This is a genomic window from Acidovorax sp. JMULE5 (assembly GCF_013376875.1).
Lineage (GTDB): Bacteria > Pseudomonadota > Gammaproteobacteria > Burkholderiales > Burkholderiaceae_C > Acidovorax > Acidovorax facilis.
Genome location: NZ_CP035951.1, coordinates 172,138 through 193,357, shown reverse-complemented (window position 1 = coordinate 193,357; position 21,220 = coordinate 172,138). Strand labels below are relative to the sequence as shown.

Sequence of the window (21,220 nt, the reverse complement as noted above, 5' to 3'; positions counted from 1 at the left end):
CTCGGGTAAACCCCAAGCCGACTGACAGCATTCCGAAAGCACGCTGCGCACACCATACGCCGGGCAACGCCGCAATGGCTTTCACGGAGACACCCATGCTTTTCAACAACGACATTCCCGCCGCCTTCCACCCCACCCGCCGCCAGCTGCTGGGCGCAGGCAGCGCCCTGGCCCTGGGCGGCCTGCTGCCCACCACCGCGTCGGCCCAGGCCGCGTGGCCTTCCAAGTCCGTGCGTTTTGTGGTGCCCTTTGCACCGGGCGGCAGCTCCGAGATCGTGGCACGCTCCACGGCAGCCGAACTGAGCAAGACCCTGGGCCAGAGCGTGTTTGTGGACAACAAACCCGGCGCCGCAGGCAACATCGCCATGCAGGAAGTCGCCCGCGCCGAAGACCAGCACACCCTCATCCTGGGCCACATCGGCACGCTGGCCGTGAACCCCTACATCTTCGACAAGCTGCCCTACGACGCCAACAAGGACTTCAAGCCCGTGAGCCTGCTGGCCAAGGTGCCCAGCCTGTACGTGGTGCACCCCGACGTGCCCGCCAAGAACCTCAAGGAGTTCATCGCCTACGCCAAGAAGAACCCGGGCAAGCTCAGCTACGGCTCGGCCGGCAACGGCAGCGCGGGCCACCTGGCGTTTGAATACCTCAAGATGACCGCCGAGATCTTCATGCTGCACGTGCCCTACCGGGGCACCGGCCCCATGATGACCGACCTGCTCTCAGGCCGCCTTGATGCTGCATCGGTGGGCGCTGCGGCCATGCTGCCCTTCATCAAGTCGGGCAAGGTGCGTTGCATCGCCACGGGCTCCACGCAGCGCCTGCCGCAGCTGCCCGACGTGGCCACAGTGGCCGAACAGGGCTTCCCGGGTTTCGAGATGACGCAGTGGTACGGCATGCTCGCCCCGGCCACGCTGCCGCAAGACCATCTGGACAAGCTGGCCACCGAAACCGCCAAGGCCGTGAAGGCCCCCGAGTCGCTCAAGCGCCTCAATGCCGATGCGGCCGAAGCCATTGGTGGCACACCCGCGCAGTTTGCGCAGTTCATTGCCTCCGAGCAGGCACGCTGGCAAAAGGTGCTCAAGCGCGCTCAAGTCAAGCCGGACTAGGAAGCCCCCCTGAGCCGCAAACCGATCGGCGCCGCAGCCGGAGGCTGCAGCTCTTCGATGCCGTCCAAGCCTGCGCAGGCAGGCTTGGAGCCGCGGCATCTCAGCCCCCAGAGGGGGGACGCCACCCGTGGCCTGGCAAAGCCAGTTCCGCGGTGGCGCTGGCTGGGGCCTCGCCAGTTGCAACCGCCTGGGGCGCCTGGAACTATCGCCGAACGACAGTAGCATTCCCCCCATGCGCATCCTCCTGGCCGAAGACGACCACAACCTGGGCACCTGGCTCAGCCGCGCGCTGGAGCATGCGGGCATCCAGGTGGAATGGGTGAACGATGGGCGCCTGGCCGACCGTGCGCTGCAGCAGCACGACAACTACGATGCGCTGGTGCTGGACCTGGGCCTGCCCGGACTGGACGGCCAGGCCGTGCTGCAGCGCCTGCGCGACCGCGACCAGCGGCTGCCCGCATTGATCCTCACGGCCCGCGATTCGCTCGATGAACGCGTGCGCTCGCTCAACGCCGGGGCCGACGACTTTCTAGCCAAACCGTTTGAGCTGGCCGAGCTGGAGGCCCGCCTGCATGCCCTGGTGCGCCGCGCACGCGGCAACGAGCACCCGCGTCTGGCCTGCGGCGCGCTGGTGTACGACAACCCGCGCAAGCAGTTCACGCTGCACGGCGAGCCCCTGGCCCTGTCGCCGCGCGAGCATGCGGTGCTGCGCGTGCTGGTGCAGCGCAGCGGCGAGCCGTTTTCCAAGCAGCAGATCCTGGACCGCGTGTTCTCTGACGACGAGGACGTGCACCCCGAAGCCGTGGAAGTGTTTGTGCACCGCCTGCGCAAGCGGCTCGATGGCAGCGGTGTGCGCATCACCACGCTGCGCGGCCTGGGCTATGCGCTGGAAGCTAGTGATGTGGCTCCCCCCTGAGACGCTGCGCGTCTTCCCCCTGAGGGGGGACGCCACCCGTGGCCTGGCAAAGCCAGTTCCACGGTGGCACTGGCGTGGGCCACGCGCATGTTCAGGGCCGCGCACTGTTTTTTGCGGCGGAGTCCGCTGCCATGTCTTTGATACAACGCCTGCGCCGCGCCAGCCTGTGGCGGCTGCTGGCCCTGCTGCTGCTGCCGCTGCTGGCCGTGGTGACGGGGGTGGAGCTGTGGATGACGCGGCACGACGCACTGGAGGCGGCCAACGCGGCCTACGACCGATCGCTGCTCGGGGCGCTCAAATCCATCGACGCCAACATCTCCACCGCCTCGGGCGGCCTGTCGGCCGAGCTGCCATACAGCATGCTCGAATTTTTTGAACTCACGGCCAGCGGCAACGTGTACTTCCGCGTCGCGTCGTCAGATGGGCTGGTGGAGCTGGGCAACGCCGACCTGCCCCTGCCGCCCGGCACGCTCACGCCCGGCGTGCCCCGCTTCTACGACGCGACCTATTTCGGTGAATCCGTGCGGCTGGCCGCCTACCGCCGCACGGTAGAAGGCGCTGCGCCCGGGGCCGATGCCAGCAGCGTGCTGGTGCAGGTGGCTGAAAGCACCCGCTCGCGCCAGGAGTTCACCCGCCGCTTTGTGCGCCGGGCCGCGCTGCGCGACACACTGGTGCTGGCGCTCATGGTGCTGGGCACGGCGGCCACGCTGGCCGTGGCGCTGCGCCCGCTGGCGCGCCTGGCGCGCGAGGTGCAGGCGCGCAGCCCCGACGACATGACCCCCATGGCCGACACCGACCTGCCCGCCGACATCCGCCCCCTGGTGGCCGCCGCCAACCAGCAGATGGCGCGCACACAAGCCCTGGTGGCCCAGCAGCGGCAGTTTCTGGACGATGCCTCGCACCAGCTGCGCACCCACCTCACCACGCTGCAGATGCAGATCGACTACGCCAGGCGCGAGGCCGATGCCACCCAGGTGCAGCACACGCTGGACGCCATCGGCGGCGAGATCGCGCGCGCCACGCGCAGCACCCAGCAGCTGCTGGCCCTGGGACGCAGCGACACGGCGGCGGTAGAGCTGACCCCGTTCGACCTGGCCGCGCTGCTGCGCGCCGTGGCGCTGGAACTGCTGCCCCGCGCCCGCGCCCGGCAGATCGACTTTGGCATCCACACGCCCACGCCCGAGTTCATGGCCGTGGGCGACAGTGGCCTGCTGCGCGAGGCGCTCACCAACCTGGCCGCCAACGCCATTGCCTACACGCCCGAACACGGCACGGTCACCGTGTCGGCTGCGGGCGACGGCCTGGGCTGGAGCCTCAGCGTGGAAGACAACGGCCCCGGCCTGCCCGCCAGCGAACGCGATGCACTGGGCCAGCGCTACCGGCGTGGCTCGCAGGCGGCGGCAGGCGGCTCAGGCCTGGGGCTGGCGATTGCGCGCTCCATCGCCGAACGGCACCGGGGCGGCCTGCGGCTCGAAGAACGCGCGGGTGGGCCCGGCCTGCTGGCCATCCTGTGGTGGCCCCGGGGCTGAAAACCCGCATCCCGCAGCCCCCCAGATTCCGCCAGAATTCGCCCCGCATGCCGTCCGCACCACTCCCCCTCCCCACCCTGCCCCGCCGCCGCGCCCTGCGGTGGCTGGCAGCACTGGCGGGCACTTCAGCCGCTGCGCACGGACCGGCTGCGTGGGCGGCCGACGCATCGCTGGATCCCGCCGAGTGCATTGCCCCTTCCCGCCCTGGCGGCGGGTTCGACCTGACCTGCGGCCTGGCCACACAGGCCGTGCAAGCCGTGCGCCCCGCACGCCCACCGCTGCACACACGCTACCTGCCCGGCGGCATCGGCGCCATGGCGTTTGACCAGGTCGCCACCGGGCGGCTCGGCGGGCCGGGAACGCTGGTGGCGTTCTCCAGCGGCTCGCTGCTCAACATCGCACAGGGCCGCTTTGGCCCGCACCCGGTGAGCGCCGTGCGCTGGATCGCCACCCTGGGCACCGACTACGGCGTGGTGGCCGTGCACCGCGACGCGCCCCACCAGCGCCTGCAAGACGTGGTGGACGCGCTGCGCAAAGACCCGGCCCGCGTGGTGTTTGGCGCTGGTGGCACCCTGGGCAGCCAGGACTGGATGAAAGCCGCCCTGCTGACCCGCGCCGCCGGGCAGGACCCCAAGCGGATGCGCTTTGTGTCATTCGAAGGCGGCGGCGAGGCGCTCAAGGCGCTGCGCGGCGGCCACATCGGCGTTTTCACCGGCGATGCAGCCGAGGCCCGGCAGGCCTTGGAAAAAGGCGCGCCCCTGCGCTTTCTGGCCGTGCTGGCGCAGGCCCGCCTGCCCGGCGCCCTGGCTGACCTGCCCACAGCGCGCGAGCAGGGCGTGGACCTGGTCTGGCCCACGGTGCGCGGCCTGTACATGGCCGCCAGCGCCCCCGATGCCGCCGTGCGCGCCTGGGTGGCCGCGTTTGCCGATGCGCTGGCCGCCCCCGGTTATGCCGCGCTGTGCAGCCAGTACGGCCTGTACCCGTTTGCGCGCACCGGCGCGGCGCTGGAGGAGTTCGTACAACGCAGCCTGGCCGACTACCGGCAACTGGCACAGGAGCTGGGCCTGCGGTCCTGGCCGCGCTGAGGCGGCTGCTGCTGAGCCCGTGCGGTGGTCTCAGAGGATCTCTGGCCCGCTCACTTCTCCAGCCACCACTGGATCACCACCTTGGCCAGGAACCCCAGAAACCCCACGCCCAGGCCCAGGAAGAGCACAAAGGTGCCAAACCGCCCGGCCTTGGACTCCCACGCCAGCTGCCCGATGATGAACAGCATGTAGGCGATGAACGCCCCCACGCCATAGGTGAGGAAGAAGCCCGAGATCTGCGCCTCGGTGAAGCCAAAAATCACGATGCCCCTCCAGGCGTGCGCGCTGGTGCAGCGGGTGCAGCCAGGTCGCGCTCGGGCAGGCTGGATGCGTCCACCAGGTCACGGTAGGCGTGCCAGCTGGCGTGGCCCAGCATGGGCATCACGGCGATCAGGCCCAGCAGCAGCGAGCCCAGGCCCAGCAAGGTAAAGCCCAGGATGATCGCCGCCCAGAACGCCATGGGCAGCGGGTTGACCACCACGGCCTGCCAGCTGGTCAGCACCGCCTGCAGCAGCGTGGCGCGGCGGTCCAGCAGCAGCGGCATGGCCACCACGCTGGACGCAAAAATCGGCGCGGCCATCAGGCTGCCCAGGGCCAGCCAGATTTCAAACAACCAGCCGTCGCGGGCCATGACCACGTGGCGCAGAAAGTCGAGCGGGGTCTCGATCGGCACCGGTGCCAACAGCGTGATGAGCGCCGCCGATGTCATGACCCAGCCCGAGGCCGCCAGCGCCAGCAGGGCGCCAAACTGCACCATGCACCAGTAGTCGTTGCCCCATTTGTTCACGTGGCTGTTCTGCCAGTTGAACCAGGTCTTGAGCACCACGCCCAGGTTGGCGCTTTCGCGGCGCTCCAGCCCGCGGCTCAGCGCATACAGACTGGTGGCCAGCACCGGCGCCACCACCAGGAAGCCCGACAGCGCCCCCGCCAGCAGCCAGAAGCGGTGGTGCGCTACGGCAAAGATGGCAGCTCCAAACAGCGTGAGTGCCAGCCCATGGGCAAAGCTGATCCAGCCCGCCCGTGCCATGTCACGCCAGGCCAGCACCAGCCAGGCCATGGGTTGCATGAGGCCGATGGTGCGGATGGTGGGCAATGGCGGGGGATTACGGGGCATGGTGGGAGGGGTCGCTCAGCGACGGGTGAGTGTGACTTCATCGGGCAGCGGCTTCAACCACCGCACGCCCAAACCTTGACCTGAGGCCAGAAACAATGCGGGAGCCCGTCCACGCACAACCCCTTGGTGGATTGCCGCACGAGCCCGTGACACTGGCGCGCCCCAAGCCAGGGACGCCGAGCAAGGGCCGCCCCGCAGCGAAGGTGTCGTCCCCCCGGGGGAAGGCGCCGAAGGCGACACAGGGGGGCATCCATGTCAGGCGAGCAGTCGGCACAACGCAGTGAGGCTGTCCACCGTGGCGTGGGGCGGTGTGTCGTCGTGCGGCCAGGGGTGGTTGGCGCTGTTGATCCACACGGCCTGCATGCCCGCGTTCAGCGCGCCCTGCGCATCCAGCGTGGCATCGTCGCCCACGTGCAGCACCTCGTGGGGCAGCACATCGACGGCCGTGGCGGCAGCGTGAAAAATGCGCGCATCGGGCTTGGCCACGCCAAACTCCGATGCGCTGATGCTGTGGCGAAAGTAGTGGCCGATGCCGATGCGGTGCACGTCGGCATTGCCGTTGGATACCGCCACCACCGGGTAGCGCGCCGACAAGAAGGCCAGCGTGTCGTGTGCATCGTCAAACAGCTCCACGCGCATGCGCTCGGCAAAAAACAGGTCAAACGCCGGTTCGGCCAGCGCGGGCTCGTCGCCCGCCTGGGTCAGCGCCAGGCGGATGGACTCGCGCCGCAGCGCGCTCAGATCGTGCAGCAGGTCGGGCCGCAGCGCCACCATCTGGTTGCGGATGGCGCGCAGCGATTCGGTGCTGGAGAACAAGGTTGCCGTGGCGGGCGCATGGTGCGTGAGCCAGTCCAGCAGCACGCGTTCAGCCCGCGTGATGGTGGGCCAGATGGGCCAGAGCGTGTCATCCAGGTCGATGGAGATGGCGCGGATGCGGGAGGTGTCCAGCTGCAGCGCGGTGGGCTGGGCAGCGGGCAGTTCAGCGGGGGAATCGGGCATGATCTGCAGAGAATACTCCACGGTCACCGAAGGGCCGGTCCGTTTGCCACAATCGGGGCATGCGCTCACCCTTCCACACCGAACCCCCTTACACCCACGGCCAGGCCGAACGCACAGCCGTTCTGCTGTGCAACCTGGGCACGCCTGACGAACCCACGGCCTCGGCCGTGCGCCGCTATCTGGCGCAGTTCCTGGGCGACCACCGCGTGGTGGAGATCCCCAGGCTGCTGTGGATGCCCATCCTGCACGGCATCATCCTGCGCACCCGCCCCGCCAAATCGGCCGCCAAATACGCCAGCGTGTGGACCCCTGAAGGATCGGCACTGGCGGTGTGGACGGCCAAGCAGGCCACCCTGTTGCGCGGCTGGCTGGGCGAGGCGGGCCACGCGGTGCTGGTGCGCCATGCCATGCGCTACGGCAACCCGTCCATCGCCAGCCAGCTCGATGCGCTCAAGGCCGAAGGCGCCACACGCATCCTCATCCTGCCGCTGTATCCGCAGTACTCGGCCACCACCACGGCCAGCGTGTTTGACGCCGTGTACACCTGGGCCGCCGCCACCCGCAACGTGCCCGAGCTGCGGTTTGTGAACCGGTACCACGACGCCCCCGGCTACATCGACGCGCTGGCCCGCACCATCGAATCGCACTGGAAGACCCACGGCCAGCCCGACCAGCTGGTGATGAGCTTTCACGGCGTGCCCGAACGCACGCTGCACCTGGGCGACCCCTACCACTGCGAATCACGAAAGACCGGCCGCCTGCTGGCCGAGCGCCTGGGCCTGCGCGAAGACCGCTACCGCATCACCTTCCAGTCGCGCTTTGGCAAGGCCAAATGGCTCGAGCCCTACACCCAGCCCACCATCGAGGCCCTGGGCAAGGCGGGCACCCGCCGGGTGGATGTGGTGTGCCCCGGCTTCACCAGCGACTGCCTGGAGACGCTGGAAGAAATCAACATGGAAGTGCGCGAGGCCTTTTTGCACGCGGGCGGGCAGGAGTTTCACTACATCCCCTGCCTGAACGACAACAGCCACTGGATCACGGCGCTGAGCCGCGTGGCGCAACAGCACCTGGCGGGCTGGCCCACCGAGGTGCCCACCGCTGCGGCACTGGCCGATGCGCGCAGCCATGCGCTGGCCGGTGGCGCGCCCAAAGGCGTGTGCCCCGTGGCGCACTGACTGCTGGTTACTACTATTTTTATAGCTGCTTGCGCTTATCCATCAAGCGCTAGCGGCCAATTTGACCCATATTCTGAGATGGCAGGCAAACTTTGGTGACCTGCCCCTCCCCCAACACCTGTACTGATGCCCGCTTCTGCCCTCGCCCCCCACCAGCTGCGGCTGACGATCAACCCCGCCACGCTGGGCTTTGCCAGCACGGCCGAGCTGCAAGACCTGCCCCTGCCCTGGATCGGCCAGGAGCGCGCGCAGGCCGCCGCGCAGTTTGGCCTGGGGCTGCACCAGCCCGACTACCACCTGTTCGTGCTGGGCGAAGTGGGCAGCGGGCGCGCATCGCTGCTGCGCCAGGCCATGCAGACTGCTGCGGCAGAACGCGCCGTGCCGCCCGACCTGTGCTACCTGCACAACTTCGACACGCCCGACCGGCCCCGCGCCCTGCGCCTGCCTGCGGGCCAGGGACGCCAGCTGCGCCAAGGCATGGCCGACATGGCCAAGAACCTGCAGGCCGACATCCCCAAGCGCCTGGCCGCCGCCGACTTCAAGGCCGAGGCGGAGCGCATCGAGAAAGCTTGGCAGGCGCAAGAAGGCGAAGCCTTTGCCGTGCTCGACGCGTTTGCCGAGGCGCGCCAGTTCCGCCTGACCCGCGAGGGCGGGCAAATGGTGTTCACCCTCACCGGCCCCAAGGGCCAGGCGCTGACCGAAGCCGAAGCCCGCGCACTGCCGCGCGAGCGCCGCGCAGAGATCGACGCCGCCGAACACGAACTGCGCACAGAGATCGCCCGCTTTCTGGAAGCCGTCCGCCCGCTGGAGCGCACCCGCGACGACGCCCTGGCCGCCCTGCGCCGCCAGACCATCAAGCCCCTGGTGGAACACGCCCTGCACGACATCCGCCAGGGCCTGCGCAAGCAGATCAAGGACACCGTCAAGCTCACGCACTGGCTCGACCAGGTGGAACAGGCCGTGCTGGGCGACATCGACCTGTTCGAGCCCCTGGACGCTGAACGAGGTAGCGACCAGGGCGCCGATGCCGAAGACGACCGCAAGGACGCGCTCGACGACCTGCTGGCCCGCTGCCAGGTGAACCTGGTGGTGGACAACCACGGCCGCACCGCCGCGCCCGTGGTGGTGGAAGACAACCCTACCCAGCGCACGCTGTTTGGCAGCATCGAGCATGGCTCGGACGCTGACACCGTGCAGGCCGACCACACCAACATCCACGCGGGCAGCCTGCTCAAGGCGCACGGCGGCTTCATCCTGCTGCACCTGCACGACCTGGCCGCCGAAGAAGGCCTGTGGCAGCGCCTGCGCCGCTTTTTGCGCTGCGGCCGCCTGCAGATCGAGGAAGGCGGCGGCGGCCCAGGCCATGGCCCCGGCGGCGCCGTGGCGCTGCAGCCCGAGCCGGTGGATGTGGACGTAAAGATCGTGCTGATCGGATCGGTGGACGAGTACTACGCGCTGCAGGACGCCGACCCCGACGCCGCGCGCCGCTTCCGCGTGAAGGTGGACTTTTCAGACCACTTTGCCGCCACGCCCGCCACCCACCACGCCACCGCCATCCTGGTGGCGCAAGTCTGCAAAAAGCGCGGCCTGCCCCACTTCGGCCCCGACGCCGTGGCCCTGCTGCTGGAGCAAACCCACCGCGAGGCCGACGACCAACGCCGCCAGAGCGCACGCTTTGCCCACACCGAAGCGCTCGCCATAGAAAGCGCCGCCCTGTGCAAGGCACGCGGCGGCACGCTGGTGCAGGCAGACGACGTGTTGGCCGCCCTGGCCGCCCGCACCCAGCGCCACAACCAGCCCGAAGAAGAACTGCACGACTCCATCACAGAGGGCGAGCGACTGATCTCGCTGGCGGGCTCCATCACCGGCCAGATCAACGCCATGACGCAGATCGACCTGGGCGACTACCGCTTCGGCTTTCCGGTGCGCATCACCGCCCGCACCTTTGCCGGGCAAGAGGGCCTGCTCAACATCGAGCGCGAGGTCGATATGTCCGGCCCCATCCACGACAAGGGCGTGCTCATCCTGCACAGCTACCTCACTGCCCTGTTCAGCCACGTGGCGCCGCTGGCGCTGAACGCGTCCATCGTGTTCGAGCAGGAATACAGCGGCGTGGAAGGCGACTCTGCCTCGTGCGCCGAGCTGTATGCGCTGCTGTCCAGCCTGTCAGGCCTGCCCCTGCGCCAGGGCATTGCCGTGACCGGCGCCCTCAACCAGCACGGCGAGGTGCTGCCCGTGGGCGGCATCAACGAAAAGATCGAAGGCTGGTTCCGCGCCTGCAGCACCGCAGGGCTCGATGGCACGCAGGGCGTACTGATCCCCGCACGCAACCAGCGCCACCTGATGCTGGACCGTAGCGTGCTGGACGCAGTGGAGCGCGGGCTGTTCCATGTCTACACCATGGGACATGTGAGCGAGGGGATTGCGCTGTTGACGGGCGAGGCGTCGGGCATGAGCCCGGCGGAACTAAAGCAGGGAGCAGAGACTGCAGAGGACGGCGCTGGCGATACGAGTGTGCGGACGACGGCTTTGGAAGCTACGGTATTGCAACGGGCGGAACAAACATTGCGTGCGTATCGCAAGGCTTGTCAAAGTGCGGGGCACACAAGAAGGCGGCAAAGACGATGAAAAAAGATTGCTGCGCTCGTCCAGAGGTATGAGGCCCCATGAATAGGAGCAAGACCTCGCAACGCAAGGTTGGACAACTTCATTGATGCCCGAACGCCCATGGTCACGTTACGGGACCTACCGCCTTAGTGATTGATTCTGCTAAGGCTCTGGGGGACTTGAGGACAGAGTCTGCAACTGCAAAGCTGCGAAGCCTATGAGGTAGCATCGAGCTCAACAGGAGATTTTATGGCAACGGCCACAATTGTTTCGCTAATTAATATGAAGGGTGGCGTTGGCAAGACCACTTTAGCGGTAGGTTTAGCGTGGGAACTTGCAAAAAGTTTCCGCGTTTTGCTGGTAGATATTGACCCTCAATTTAACGCTACTCAATGGATTGTTGACCCCGACAAGTACCTCGAATGGCTTAGAACAAAACACACTGTCTTAGATATATTCTCACCAGCAATTTCCAGCAACTCAGAGAAAAATGGCAAAGTCACCCCTAGCACCTCAATAATTCCTGTTCAAAAAGGGGACTCTGTCTTATATGTACTTCCCTCCACAATTGACTTAATGCAGCTGGATGCAGCACCGAGAGGTACAGAAAACAAGCTGAGAGTTTATCTCGACAAAGTCCGCCATCTTTTTGACTATGTTTTGATTGACTGCCCGCCCACCGCTTCGCTATTTAGCTATAGCGCCTTTCTCGCTTCAGATGCCTACTTAGTACCTGTCAAACCAGATCCACTCTCCGTTCTTGGGCTCCCCCTCCTAAATCGTGCGATGAAGGACTACGAAGAGCGCTCGGGACATCATTTACCTAGATTAGGCCTTGTATTTACCCAAGTTAGGCAGACGGAAGCGATGTCAAATACAATGCAACAAGTCCGCGGTCAATATGTTGGCGAAGTATTTCGCAATACTATCGCGCAAACCACCGGTGTTGCAGAGGCGGTTGAAGAAAATACTCCACTTCAAACCTACAAAAAGAGTGGCAATTTTTCAGATGTAAAAGCTTCTCTAATTGGAATATGTAGTGAATTCGTCGATCGCGCCAAGGAGCTTTCATTATGAAACCACAATCACCGCGTCAGCTAGGGCTGTACTTTGCAGCTTGCCTTTATCAACTCGCATCAGAGTTCAACAGTGATGAACTCGCCATAATTTTGGAAGAACACCGTTTGCACGGTCACAGCAAAGCAATAATCGCTGCAATTCGAGCTATTCAAGACTTGCACGCGAGCGATCAAAAATTAAAAGTCTCTCCATCCGAATCAAAAAATGAGACTAAAGATTTCACCCCTCAGCAATCTCGCCTTAGTGCATCACTTGCAGATATCTTTGCAGATCAAAAAAGGTTCCCCACCGTTTCATCAATCAGCGAAGTAACAAAATTTGACAGAAAACCAAAAGAAGCTCGCGATCGATATATATTCCGCATGCAGAAGCATTTTAGCTCACTACCAGAAGATGAGCGCCAGATTTTCCTCAAAGGAATTTCTCAACGGGTCAATAAGGTTCCTGGTAATTTCGTATCCAAATGGTCTGATCTTATCCAGGGTACGTGATGTCGCTCGAAAATACTTCGACACCTTCTGCAAGTGGCAAACGCCTAGCTCAGCACGATCAGGTCGAATTCGAGTTTGAGCAGTTTTGGCAGGTCACAGACAAGCAGCGCTTAGAAACCCCTGTCAGTCAACGGGCCATTCTCGCTGCGGCGCACAGATTGGGAGCTTGTTTAAATTATCTAAGCAATTCGATGAAGGTAAAATCTGCCGACATTCACAAGCAGATTTTTTTCCAAGAGATGACTTCCGACGCCATTCATTTAGTTCACGCACTGGCGGGCGGAGATGCGCGTAGCGGGCGATTTTATTTACGCAGCGTTATAGAGAACTTCTGGAGACATCATTACTTCCGCGACCACCCCGTAGAATTTGATTGGCTTCAGTATCGAGAAAATTATGTCCTCGAAATAACGTCATTACGAGAGCATTGCCAACACTTGAGATGTTTTAATGGCCCGCTATCACTCCTATTTTCCGACTTACCCAGACTTCATGCGCAATTATCCGCAGAAGTCCACAGCAACTCATCCAAAACCGCCACCTTGAGAAGCACTCTAGCGGACATTAAATTACTGGAGTCACAAGGAATATCTATCCAGGAAGAGATTGCAGCTGTTCTACATACCGTGCTAGCATTATCTATATTCTCGGAAAGCGAAAGTTTCTTAGCACTACATGTCAATGTGCAAAAATTCCTGATTGCCACACTTTCCCAAGACAAAATTGAGTCCGTAACAAACGCTTTTGCAGAAGACGATATAACTTCTTTCCAGAACATTATCGGCCTTTACTCCAAAGATGAAGAGCAAGCTTTTCCATTTGACATGAATACGCCTACATCCGACAAAAGAGAAGCACATGAATTTTCTATTGAAGACTCGGATTCCTTTTATACGCAGGATTCCAGGAAATAACCAACAAACTTGCGCTTAGCTCTCCAGGTACGTAATTTCGATCTGATCGACTACCTATAGTCAACTACCACATCAGAACACCGATGACTGCCCCTTCAATCAAACCTCAGGCTACAGCAAGTCTAGTTGATAAAACTTCCGGCGAACATTCTTCGATCGATTTCCAGAAAGACAAAACAGTATTAATAAGCATTATTTCGCTAGCAGGAATATTTTTATCCTTCATTTTGTACTTCGTCGTCGTCACGACATTTTTCAAGACGCCAAATGATAGCAATGGATTCGGCGACACCTTCGGCGGATTAAATACCATATTCAGTGGCCTCGCTTTTATTGCCTTGGTTAACGCCCTGTTTATGCAAAGCAAAGAGCTAAGCCTTCAACGAGAGGAGCTCCAGGAAACACAGAGGCTCATGGCTGATCAGAAGAGTGAAATGGTCCGTCAAGCCGAAACGATGCACCTACAGCAATTCGAATCAACTTTCTTTCAGCTTCTCAATCAACAAAGAAAAATTCTTGAACTAGTCTCAGTTCAGGGACTTGGGCGCTCCCCGAGCATCCGCGGCCTGGAAGCCATTCAAGTATTGGAGCAAGTGTTAAATGCGATTATTCTTACGCCGCGCGCCGCTATCGACAACATTGAAGGCAGAAACGATTTAAAAATCGAATTCGAACGACTTAATGGAATATTTCAATCAGTGGAGTCAGGATTTGCCCACTACTTTCGTCATTTATACACGCTTGTTAAATTTGTAAACAACGCCGAAATCAATGACAAGCACTTCTACACCGGAATAATAAGAGCACAACTATCTTCGGCAGAAATATCCATTTTATTCTTTAACGGCCTCTCCACCCCTGGAAGCAAATTCAAGCCACTCATAGAGGAATACTGCCTCCTCCAGCATCTTAGATGGAGAGGAGTCACCACCGCATGGACTTGCTTCTATCAGAGGAAAGCATTTTTTCCAAAAGACGCGACAAGGGAAGATGTAGAGTTGGTGCTCGATAAGGCGATGATTCACGACCATGAAAATAGAAGCTTATTTATCAGCAGCTGGAATTCCTCAAAAAACGAGTCTGCGCTTTCTACTCCCAATGAGCATCAGCGGCAATAATCTACATAATATTTCTGCTATATGAGAAGGTGAGCACGTACGCCTACCTTTCATGCTTTGTAGTAGTGCACCTCGTGCATTAATCGCTTATGCGATTAAAGTTCCAGTAGATAGACCAAGGCGTCCGCAGCCACGCCACCCCCCGTCACCTCATCCCGATTGGTCTCATTCAAGATTTCATGCCGCGCCGCCGGGTACAGCTTGACCGTCACATCGGCCACACCGGCATCCCGGTACCGCTGCCCCAGTTGCTCCAATAAGACCCCGCCAGCGGTCAGCGGGTCCGCGTCGCCGGATGCGATGAGGATGGGCAGGTCGCTGCGAATGCGTGCGAGTTGCGCGGGGTCCGCCAGCCGGGGCGTGAGGGCGAAGAGTGAGGGGATCAGGCCCTCAGGCACGTCCCAGCCGCACCACGGGTCGGCCACGTAGGCGTCCACCTCGGCAGCGTCGCGCGACAGCCATTCGTAGCCGGTGCGGTGCTCGAACCCGGCGTTGAATGCCGCGAGCCCGGCGGGCGCATCGGCCGGTGCATCGGCCATGGCGGCGACGAACAGGTCGAGAGCGGTGGAGCCTGACAGGACGGCGCCGGACCAGGTGGATGCTTGGTCCAGAATCGCCGCCTGCGCTGCGAACGAGCCCATGGAGTGCCCGAACAGGAAGAGCGGGAGGCCGGCATGCTGCTACGCGACGCGACGCGAGCGTGAAGTCTCTCTCGGGCGGCGAAGCTGCCCGACCCTGATCCCGGCTAAGCTGCGCGAGCCAACCCTTTGTTTTCGCTCAGCCATGCCCTCTAGCCTTCACCTCTTCGACCCCGATCGCCATGCCCTACCGCTGCCCGAAAACTTTGCGGCGCTGGAGGCCATGCGCGAGTTACTGCACGCGCGTGCCGATGGCAAGAACCTGCGCTTTGTCGAGTTCGCGCTGCGGTTCGAGGATCGCTTCAAGGACACGGGCCGTACCACGCCCTTGCAGCAGGCCAACGCCTGCCGTCGTGCGGCATGGCAGTTTGACCTCCCGAACGTGGATGAGATGCCTGCATACCGGGCGGCTGTGGAGATTGCCGGTGCACTGGGATTGGTGGCGTATGACGCGACGCTGGGCGTAGGTTTTCTGCCCGACGGCCGGGTAGTGCCGACCGAGTTCGCGCAAGCCGCCACGCCTGTGGCGCCCGCCGAAAAGCTGCCCTGGGGGGCGCTCCCGCCAGATGCGCTGCGCGGCGAGAGCGAGGTGCGAGAAGTTTTGGCCCCTGCCCTGGCGCGCTCTATGGCAGGCAGCGGTTTTAAGCTGGAAGCTGCACCACCCGAACAGCCCGACGCGCTCATCGTCCTCGCCCGACGGATCGGTGCGGTGCGGCAAGTGCTGATCGTCAATCTGATGCGCTATGAAGTGCTGAACCTGACCCTGCGTGTGTGGCATGACGCTTGCACCGCTGTGCTGGCACAAGCCCTGGGGCCCGAGCCCCACCAGGACACCGCCTTCGAGTTGGGCATGGCGTTTTTCGAGCCCGGACCGGGATCCCTGCACCGCTGGACACTCGAACGTCTGTCGCAATTGCCTGCGGTCCTTGCGCTGGTATGTGGTCGGGTGCTGCCCCTGGCGGGTCTGTGCACTGACCTGCATGGGCTGGACCAACTGCTCAACGACGCCAGCGCCGACACAGTGCGTACTCCCTATCGCAACGCCTACACCTGGTCGGACCGCCCGGACGGCTCCGACGGCTCGCGCAGCCTGCGTGAAGAGGTCTTCCCGCATGCGCAGCGCCTCGTCATTGCCCACCTCAATGGCAACCCACTTACAACCGACATCGCCCGCGAGCTGGAGGACCACTGGCAGCACAGCAGCTACTGGCGCGCGCCTCAGGAACGCGAGGCCCTGGCGGCCGTGCGCGCCACGCTGGCCCACACGCCGCCACTGGCCCGCTGGAACGACATAGCTGCCTGGCAGGCCGCACTGCGCCCTATTCCTGCATCGCTGCAGTCGCACACCCCCGACCCGCGCGGGCGGCGCTGCCACCACTATGAAGTGACCGAAGCCTTGCACCAGGACCTGCGCAAAGACCCAGGCGGCTTTTGGGCCAGGTTCGCCGGTCCGGATGGTGCATCCGAGCTCACGTGCGCATGGCAAGACAAGGCCTCCACCTTGCCTGGCTCCGCACGCATCCCCCCGGACGGCCTCGGATGCCATGTGACCACTCTGCCCGGCAAGGCCGGTGAAGGCGCGATCAAAGTGGTGTGCCTTTGCTTTCCACCCATCACGGGCCTCGACGAGCACCGCTTCCTGGCGCTCGCTCGCCGCGGCGACATCTGGCGCATGTACCGGATGGGCTACGACAACGCACTGGACGACGATGGCCAAATGCAGCTGCGCATCGAGTACGGAGCGCGCCACGGGAACGCCGACGTTATCACCCGTGAAACGCTGGATGCCGAGCTGAGCATGCAGGAATTCTTGGAGAGGGTGGCAGAGCTGTTCGAATGAACTGGCGTGGGAGCCGTGATTACGCAATGCGGGAACGCCCCCGAAGCCAAGCCACGATATCCCCCGTCACCTCATCCCGATTCGTCTCATTCAAGATCTCATGCCGCGCCGCCGGGTACAGCTTGACCGCAACATCGGCCACACCGGCATCCCGATACCGCTGCCCCAGTTGCTGAATCAATACCCCGCCTGCGGCCAGCGGGTCCGCGTCGCCGGATGCGATCAGGATGGGCAGGTCGCTACGAATGCGCGCGAGTTGTGCGGGGTCGGCCAGCCGGGGCGCAGGCGCGAAGAGCGAGGGGATCACGTCGGGCGGCACGTCCCAGCCGCACCACGGGTCGGCCACGTAGGCGTCTACCTCGGCAGCGTCGCGCGACAGCCATTCGTAGCCGGTGCGGTGCTCGAAGCCTGCGTTAAATGCCGCGAGCCCGGCGGGCGCATCGGCGGGGGCGTTGGCCATGGCGGCGGCGAACAGGTCGAGGGCGGTGGAGCCTGACAGGATGACGCCGGACCAGATGGCGGAGTGATCGAGGATGGCCGCCTGCGCTGCGAACGAGCCCATGGAGTGGCCGAACAAAAAGAGCGGCAGCTGCTGCGGCCCATGCTGCGCGCGCAGCAGTGCGCCGAACTGGGCGACGTCGGCAATGAGGCCGCTGAAGCCAGCGCTGCCAAAGTGCCCCAGCCGCCCACCAGCAGTGCGCCCGTGGCCGCGATGGTCCACGGCGTGGACGATGAAGCCTGCGGCGTTCAGGGCCCGCGCAAAGCGGTCGTAGCGCTCGCCATGCTCGGCAAGGCCGTGGGAGAGTTGAACGACGCCCACAGGTTGGCCCGGGGTTTGGGCCCAGGTGTAGGTGGTGACCTGGGTGCCGTCTGCGTTGGACTGGAAGGAGGAGGTGGTGGTGCTCATCGGTTCATTCTGGCATGGGGTCTGACTGCGTGTCACGCGCACGCGCCCCCTCCCCTGCACTGCCATCACCATTCAATTCTTGCCCTGCCACGGGTTCGCAGTCACCATCCACTGCAACCAGCCCACCACCCACCCCAGCATGCCGCTCCCCCCAGTTCTCGACCGTTTCCTCCAAGCCCAGGAGCCCGTCTGGCCCCGTGTGATCGCTGAGCTGCGGGCGGGCAAAAAGCGCACGCATTGGATGTGGTTTGTGTTTCCGCAGATACAGGGGCTGGGGCACAGCGACATGGCCCAGCGCTATGCCATTCAATCGATGGCCGAGGCGCAGGCTTACCTGGCGCACCCGGTGCTCGCAGGCCGTTTGCGTGAGTGCTGCCAGATCCTGCTGGACCTGGAGACGTCTTCTGCGCTGGATGTGTTGGGCTCGCCAGACGACCTCAAGCTGCGCTCCAGCATGACGCTGTTTGGCGAAGCTTCTGCGCCGGGCAGCGTGTTCGAGGCGGTGCTGCAAAAGTATTTCGGCGGGGCAAAAGACCCGCGCACGGTCCAACTGCTAGGGTAGCTTGCTGCTTGCTGCTTGCTGCTTGCTGGCTGCGCAGCTGCGGGCACCGTGTGTCTCGGCAGGGCATGCCCCGGCGCGGCGGCCGGGCCATTCAGCCTGTGGGCCGTGGGGGAATCGGGTGCGAAGCCGTTGCCTGCAGGCGCCCCGCCATCCCCTGTTGATTGGCCGTCTGCCTGCAGCGAAATTCGGTCGGGGTGCACCCCGCCTCCCGCTTGAAGAACTTGGCGAAGTTCGCCAGATCGCTATAACCCAGCCCCTCGGCTACGCGCGCCACCGGCCAGGTGGTGTGGGCCAGCAGGCGCTTGGCCTCCAGAACGATGCGGGCAGAAATGAAGGCCTTGGGTGTGACGCCGGCTGCTTCCAGCGACGCGCGCACCAGGCTTTTCTCGGAGCAGCCCAGCTGCTGTGCGTACCGGGGCAGCTGGTGCCAGGTGGCAAAGTGCTTCTCCACCAGCAACTCGAATGCCTTGAATCTCTGCAGCGCGCGCCCCGGAGGAACGCGCTGCGCGGACTGCTGCTCGTGCGCCATGCGCAGCCGCGTCAGCAACGCATAGAGCTGGTAGCGCAACAGGGCATGGGCATGCAGCGATGCGGCGTGGGTCTGCGTGTCCTGGTGCATCTGCGCAATGGCGTGGGCGATCACCGGTGCGCTGTCGCTGCCCAGCGCCCACGCGGTGGGCAGGCCGTCCAGCCCGTCGATCGGGGCCTGCGCCTGCGCGGCGGGTGCGGCTGCCCACAGAAACTCGGGGCGGAACAGCACCATCCAGCCATCCCAGTCCTGGGTGTCTCCAAAACTGTGGGCTTTGCCAGGCCGCAGGACCAGCACCGACCCCGGGCCGCAGCGCACGTGCTCGAAGTCCACCAGGTGGAGGCAGGTTCCCTGCGTCACAAAGATCAGGGTTGGAAAGGCGTAGCGGTAGGTGGACGCCAGCGCCTCGCCGCCCACCCGTTGCCGCAGGTCCGACACCCGGAATATCTCCAGGTCGAGCGGGTACAGCCCCTCGGGCTGGTAGCTCAGGTGCTGGATGTCGGGGTGGCGGGCTGCGGTGGGTTTGTGGTGGCGTGAGGTCATGGGTCAGCAACAACGGGGCGCAGGGGTTTGTCCTGAAGTGACAGTAAATCGCCGAGTTTTCACCGTCTGCAGTGGCTGTGATTGTCCAACAATGACCTCACAGCGCCCCAGGGGCGTTGCCCCAAAACCACCAAGGAATCCACATGCACGCCATTGAAATCGCCAAGACCTACATCCAAGCCGCACAAACCGGCGACCAGGCCACCCTCGCCCGCGTCATCTCGCCCGACGTGGTCTGGCACCAGCCGGGCCACAACCAGTTCTCAGGCACCCACCGTGGCATGGCCGCTGTGGGCCAGATGCTGGGGCAAATGATGGCCGTGTCGAAAGGGACGTTTGCGATCACCCGGGCCGACCACTACATGGCCAACGGCGACTGGGTGGCCGTGAGCATTGAATTTGCTGGCGAGCGCGACGGCCTCACGCTCCAGCAGGCGGGCGTGGATCTGCTGCGCATCGCCGATGGAAAGATCGTTGAAGTCCGCCTGTTCTCCAGCAATCCGGCACAGGAAGACGCGTTCTGGGGCCAGTGATTCCCCGTCCTTACCCACACATAGCGCCCCGCCAGCTTGGGCGGTGCGCGCGGGTGTTCTTTGAATCAAATTGACATCTAGCGCTTATCCATACTTGATATTTAGCTATCCAATTGATAGCAAATGACCCCACCCTCCATGGTGCACGGCCCGCTCCTGGCGCGTGATGGCCCACAGTGGCTCCCCCACCATGACGGCATCCGGCACAGGCGGCTACTGCGCCTTCTGCGTATCGCGGGATGCACGGGCGGCCCGAACCGCCTCTCGAACCGCACTGACTACAGCCTCGGGCTTCTCCAGCGGAATGCCGTGGCCGCTGTCCACCCACACCTGGGTGGAGCCCGGGTACAGGTGCGCGATGTCGGCCCGCTTTCGGTTGGCATCATCGGCCAGCGCAGAAGGCGCACCTGTGGCGCGCAATGCGCTGAGCACCCACACGGGCACGGACGGGTCCACCGGCAGGTGGGACACCTGGTTGCCCGTAGCATCCAGCGCTGCCAGCTCTTGCTTGGCCGTGTCCGATGTGGTTGCGCGGAACACCACTTTCAGCCACGTGGGCCAGTGCTCCGGGTTGCCTGCGCCCTTCACCTGGTCGGGATGGGTCGAGTCCACCAGCACCAGTGCCGCCACCTCGCTGGGGTGCTTGCGCGCGAACAGCTGCATGTACAGGCCACCCAGCGAATGCCCCACCAGAACATACGGCGGGGGAAGGTTGCGGGCCTGCAACAACGCCCTCAACTCCTCCACCACATGGGTGCCATCGCGCGGCTGCGCAGACGCATCGCTGTGGCCATAGCCCGCACGGTGGTAGGCCAACGACCGGCTTTCCGCCATGGCGTCAGGCCAGACCTTGGACCACCAGTCCATTGTGGCCCCCAGCCCGTTCTCGAACACCACCACGGGTGCCCCCTGCCCTGCCAGAACGAACTCCACCTGGCGCCCACCCACGATGTCGGTGGTTGTGCCCGGCACCGTGGCGCAGCCGCTCAAAACAAGCGCCAGCAGCATGCCGGCCCAGCGCCATCCTTTCATGCTGTGTGGCTCGCGGGGCGGTGGAAGGTGTGCGGGATAAAGCGGCTGCGCGACAGCATTCAGCAGCGCCCCGCCGTGCGCAGCAGCGCATTGCACTCCTTGCCCGCGCTGCGGCCCCGCTGCTCTGCGGCCGCCGCTGGTGCCGGGTTGCTACTGTTGCCCGTGCTGCCCACCATGGCTGTGCAGATGGCGTCGGAATGGGGTGTTTGCCCAAAGCTCATGGCCTTCTGAAAGCCTGTGGCGCCGTACACGTAACACCGATAGGTGGCGCCGTCGCGGGTGTTGACGGTGTAGTTGAGCCGGCCACCGGTTTCCTCCTGGCGATCGGTGATGGTGAACTGGTCGGCAGTCCGCCCGATGGCTTGCGCCGTACGCTGCTCCAGGCCCGACTGGTCGAGGGTGGAAGCGCAACCGGCGAAGAGCGCCAGGGTCAGCGCCCCCGCAGACCAGCGAACAAAGCGGGTGCGGTGCAATGAGTGGGAAGAAACAGACATGACAG

At 63.8% G+C, this 21,220-nt stretch carries 21 protein-coding genes; 13 read left to right on the top strand and 8 right to left on the bottom strand.

Features of this window, described 5'->3' with window-relative positions:
• The first annotated feature begins 95 nt into the window (after positions 1-95).
• The 4 genes from EXV95_RS00960 (at position 96) to EXV95_RS00945 (ending at position 4,639) form a co-directional block, all read left to right on the top strand.
• Positions 96-1,109 carry a tripartite tricarboxylate transporter substrate binding protein gene (locus EXV95_RS00960; protein ID WP_176885464.1) on the top strand — a complete coding sequence of 338 codons (1,014 nt, stop codon included), beginning with the start codon at positions 96-98 and terminating at the stop codon, positions 1,107-1,109.
• A 232-nt stretch (positions 1,110-1,341) separates the two neighbouring features.
• Complete coding sequence (locus EXV95_RS00955; RefSeq protein ID WP_055399493.1) at positions 1,342-2,025, top strand: response regulator; 684 nt, start codon at positions 1,342-1,344, stop codon at positions 2,023-2,025.
• A gap of 131 nt (positions 2,026-2,156) precedes the next feature.
• Positions 2,157-3,554: a sensor histidine kinase gene (locus EXV95_RS00950; protein WP_176885463.1), complete on the top strand. Its 1,398-nt coding sequence runs from the start codon at positions 2,157-2,159 to the stop codon at positions 3,552-3,554.
• A 47-nt stretch (positions 3,555-3,601) separates the two neighbouring features.
• The gene (locus EXV95_RS00945) at positions 3,602-4,639 is read left to right on the top strand and encodes a tripartite tricarboxylate transporter substrate-binding protein (RefSeq protein WP_176885462.1); all 1,038 of its coding nucleotides are present in this window, start codon (positions 3,602-3,604) and stop codon (positions 4,637-4,639) included.
• A 50-nt stretch (positions 4,640-4,689) separates the two neighbouring features.
• On the opposite strand, the gene EXV95_RS00940 is transcribed toward EXV95_RS00945, so the two are convergent.
• The 3 genes from EXV95_RS00940 to EXV95_RS00930 form a co-directional block, all read right to left on the bottom strand.
• Positions 4,690-4,902 carry a DUF2788 domain-containing protein gene (locus tag EXV95_RS00940; RefSeq protein WP_015014900.1) on the bottom strand — a complete coding sequence of 71 codons (213 nt, stop codon included), beginning with the start codon at positions 4,900-4,902 and terminating at the stop codon, positions 4,690-4,692.
• Positions 4,899-5,753, bottom strand: a complete 855-nt coding sequence (locus EXV95_RS00935) for a DUF2189 domain-containing protein (protein ID WP_176885461.1) — start codon at positions 5,751-5,753, stop codon at positions 4,899-4,901. The genes EXV95_RS00940 and EXV95_RS00935 overlap by 4 nt, the downstream gene beginning before the upstream one ends.
• A gap of 255 nt (positions 5,754-6,008) precedes the next feature.
• The gene (locus EXV95_RS00930) at positions 6,009-6,752 is read right to left on the bottom strand and encodes an HAD-IA family hydrolase (protein WP_121422651.1); all 744 of its coding nucleotides are present in this window, start codon (positions 6,750-6,752) and stop codon (positions 6,009-6,011) included.
• A gap of 59 nt (positions 6,753-6,811) precedes the next feature.
• On the opposite strand from EXV95_RS00930, the gene hemH reads away from it, so the two are divergent.
• The 6 genes from hemH (at position 6,812) to EXV95_RS00900 (ending at position 14,137) form a co-directional block, all read left to right on the top strand.
• Complete coding sequence (hemH, locus tag EXV95_RS00925; RefSeq protein WP_176885460.1) at positions 6,812-7,927, top strand: ferrochelatase; 1,116 nt, start codon at positions 6,812-6,814, stop codon at positions 7,925-7,927.
• A 126-nt stretch (positions 7,928-8,053) separates the two neighbouring features.
• Positions 8,054-10,555, top strand: coding sequence for a Lon protease family protein (locus EXV95_RS00920; RefSeq protein ID WP_176885459.1), 2,502 nt, complete (start codon positions 8,054-8,056; stop codon positions 10,553-10,555).
• Positions 10,556-10,783: 228 nt separating this feature from the next.
• The gene (locus EXV95_RS00915) at positions 10,784-11,611 is read left to right on the top strand and encodes a ParA family protein (protein ID WP_176885458.1); all 828 of its coding nucleotides are present in this window, start codon (positions 10,784-10,786) and stop codon (positions 11,609-11,611) included.
• Positions 11,608-12,105, top strand: a complete 498-nt coding sequence (locus tag EXV95_RS00910) for a hypothetical protein (RefSeq protein WP_176885457.1) — start codon at positions 11,608-11,610, stop codon at positions 12,103-12,105. Before EXV95_RS00915 ends, EXV95_RS00910 begins: the two co-directional genes overlap by 4 nt.
• Positions 12,105-13,019, top strand: a complete 915-nt coding sequence (locus tag EXV95_RS00905; RefSeq protein ID WP_176885456.1) for a hypothetical protein — start codon at positions 12,105-12,107, stop codon at positions 13,017-13,019. Before EXV95_RS00910 ends, EXV95_RS00905 begins: the two co-directional genes overlap by 1 nt.
• An 83-nt stretch (positions 13,020-13,102) precedes the next feature.
• Positions 13,103-14,137 carry a putative phage abortive infection protein gene (locus tag EXV95_RS00900; RefSeq protein ID WP_176885455.1) on the top strand — a complete coding sequence of 345 codons (1,035 nt, stop codon included), beginning with the start codon at positions 13,103-13,105 and terminating at the stop codon, positions 14,135-14,137.
• A 95-nt stretch (positions 14,138-14,232) separates the two neighbouring features.
• On the opposite strand, the gene EXV95_RS00895 is transcribed toward EXV95_RS00900, so the two are convergent.
• A complete protein-coding gene (locus tag EXV95_RS00895; protein ID WP_255484869.1) occupies positions 14,233-14,778 on the bottom strand; it encodes a serine aminopeptidase domain-containing protein in 546 nt (181 codons plus the stop codon).
• 142 nt (positions 14,779-14,920) lie between these two features.
• On the opposite strand from EXV95_RS00895, the gene EXV95_RS00890 reads away from it, so the two are divergent.
• Positions 14,921-16,615, top strand: a complete 1,695-nt coding sequence (locus EXV95_RS00890; protein WP_176885454.1) for a hypothetical protein — start codon at positions 14,921-14,923, stop codon at positions 16,613-16,615.
• A gap of 19 nt (positions 16,616-16,634) precedes the next feature.
• Here EXV95_RS00890 and EXV95_RS00885 read toward each other — a convergent pair whose 3' ends face one another.
• Positions 16,635-17,522 carry an alpha/beta hydrolase gene (locus tag EXV95_RS00885; protein WP_176885453.1) on the bottom strand — a complete coding sequence of 296 codons (888 nt, stop codon included), beginning with the start codon at positions 17,520-17,522 and terminating at the stop codon, positions 16,635-16,637.
• Between the two features lie 139 nt (positions 17,523-17,661).
• Between EXV95_RS00885 and EXV95_RS00880 the strand changes: the two genes are divergently transcribed.
• A complete protein-coding gene (locus EXV95_RS00880; protein ID WP_176885452.1) occupies positions 17,662-18,084 on the top strand; it encodes a DUF1810 domain-containing protein in 423 nt (140 codons plus the stop codon).
• Between the two features lie 91 nt (positions 18,085-18,175).
• On the opposite strand, the gene EXV95_RS00875 is transcribed toward EXV95_RS00880, so the two are convergent.
• Positions 18,176-19,156: an AraC family transcriptional regulator gene (locus tag EXV95_RS00875; protein ID WP_176885451.1), complete on the bottom strand. Its 981-nt coding sequence runs from the start codon at positions 19,154-19,156 to the stop codon at positions 18,176-18,178.
• 143 nt (positions 19,157-19,299) lie between these two features.
• Between EXV95_RS00875 and EXV95_RS00870 the strand changes: the two genes are divergently transcribed.
• The gene (locus tag EXV95_RS00870; RefSeq protein WP_176885450.1) at positions 19,300-19,689 is read left to right on the top strand and encodes a nuclear transport factor 2 family protein; all 390 of its coding nucleotides are present in this window, start codon (positions 19,300-19,302) and stop codon (positions 19,687-19,689) included.
• 213 nt (positions 19,690-19,902) lie between these two features.
• On the opposite strand, the gene EXV95_RS00865 is transcribed toward EXV95_RS00870, so the two are convergent.
• Positions 19,903-20,721, bottom strand: coding sequence for an alpha/beta fold hydrolase (locus EXV95_RS00865; protein ID WP_176885449.1), 819 nt, complete (start codon positions 20,719-20,721; stop codon positions 19,903-19,905).
• A gap of 59 nt (positions 20,722-20,780) precedes the next feature.
• A complete protein-coding gene (locus EXV95_RS00860) occupies positions 20,781-21,215 on the bottom strand; it encodes a hypothetical protein (RefSeq protein ID WP_255484868.1) in 435 nt (144 codons plus the stop codon).
• Positions 21,216-21,220 lie beyond the last annotated feature (5 nt).

Coding starts and splice junctions, on each gene's coding strand:
- EXV95_RS00865 (WP_176885449.1), bottom strand. CDS start 20,721: ATGAAAGGATGGCGCTGGGCCGGCATGCTGCTGGCGCTTGTTTTGAGC.
- EXV95_RS00960 (WP_176885464.1), top strand. CDS start 96: ATGCTTTTCAACAACGACATTCCCGCCGCCTTCCACCCCACCCGCCGC.
- EXV95_RS00910 (WP_176885457.1), top strand. CDS start 11,608: ATGAAACCACAATCACCGCGTCAGCTAGGGCTGTACTTTGCAGCTTGC.
- EXV95_RS00950 (WP_176885463.1), top strand. CDS start 2,157: ATGTCTTTGATACAACGCCTGCGCCGCGCCAGCCTGTGGCGGCTGCTG.
- EXV95_RS00890 (WP_176885454.1), top strand. CDS start 14,921: ATGCCCTCTAGCCTTCACCTCTTCGACCCCGATCGCCATGCCCTACCG.
- EXV95_RS00885 (WP_176885453.1), bottom strand. CDS start 17,522: ATGAGCACCACCACCTCCTCCTTCCAGTCCAACGCAGACGGCACCCAG.
- EXV95_RS00930 (WP_121422651.1), bottom strand. CDS start 6,752: ATGCCCGATTCCCCCGCTGAACTGCCCGCTGCCCAGCCCACCGCGCTG.
- EXV95_RS00860 (WP_255484868.1), bottom strand. CDS start 21,215: ATGTCTGTTTCTTCCCACTCATTGCACCGCACCCGCTTTGTTCGCTGG.
- EXV95_RS00905 (WP_176885456.1), top strand. CDS start 12,105: ATGTCGCTCGAAAATACTTCGACACCTTCTGCAAGTGGCAAACGCCTA.
- EXV95_RS00920 (WP_176885459.1), top strand. CDS start 8,054: ATGCCCGCTTCTGCCCTCGCCCCCCACCAGCTGCGGCTGACGATCAAC.
- EXV95_RS00875 (WP_176885451.1), bottom strand. CDS start 19,156: ATGACCTCACGCCACCACAAACCCACCGCAGCCCGCCACCCCGACATC.
- hemH (WP_176885460.1), top strand. CDS start 6,812: ATGCGCTCACCCTTCCACACCGAACCCCCTTACACCCACGGCCAGGCC.
- EXV95_RS00915 (WP_176885458.1), top strand. CDS start 10,784: ATGGCAACGGCCACAATTGTTTCGCTAATTAATATGAAGGGTGGCGTT.
- EXV95_RS00945 (WP_176885462.1), top strand. CDS start 3,602: ATGCCGTCCGCACCACTCCCCCTCCCCACCCTGCCCCGCCGCCGCGCC.
- EXV95_RS00955 (WP_055399493.1), top strand. CDS start 1,342: ATGCGCATCCTCCTGGCCGAAGACGACCACAACCTGGGCACCTGGCTC.
- EXV95_RS00900 (WP_176885455.1), top strand. CDS start 13,103: ATGACTGCCCCTTCAATCAAACCTCAGGCTACAGCAAGTCTAGTTGAT.
- EXV95_RS00880 (WP_176885452.1), top strand. CDS start 17,662: ATGCCGCTCCCCCCAGTTCTCGACCGTTTCCTCCAAGCCCAGGAGCCC.
- EXV95_RS00895 (WP_255484869.1), bottom strand. CDS start 14,778: ATGGGCTCGTTCGCAGCGCAGGCGGCGATTCTGGACCAAGCATCCACC.
- EXV95_RS00935 (WP_176885461.1), bottom strand. CDS start 5,753: ATGCCCCGTAATCCCCCGCCATTGCCCACCATCCGCACCATCGGCCTC.
- EXV95_RS00870 (WP_176885450.1), top strand. CDS start 19,300: ATGCACGCCATTGAAATCGCCAAGACCTACATCCAAGCCGCACAAACC.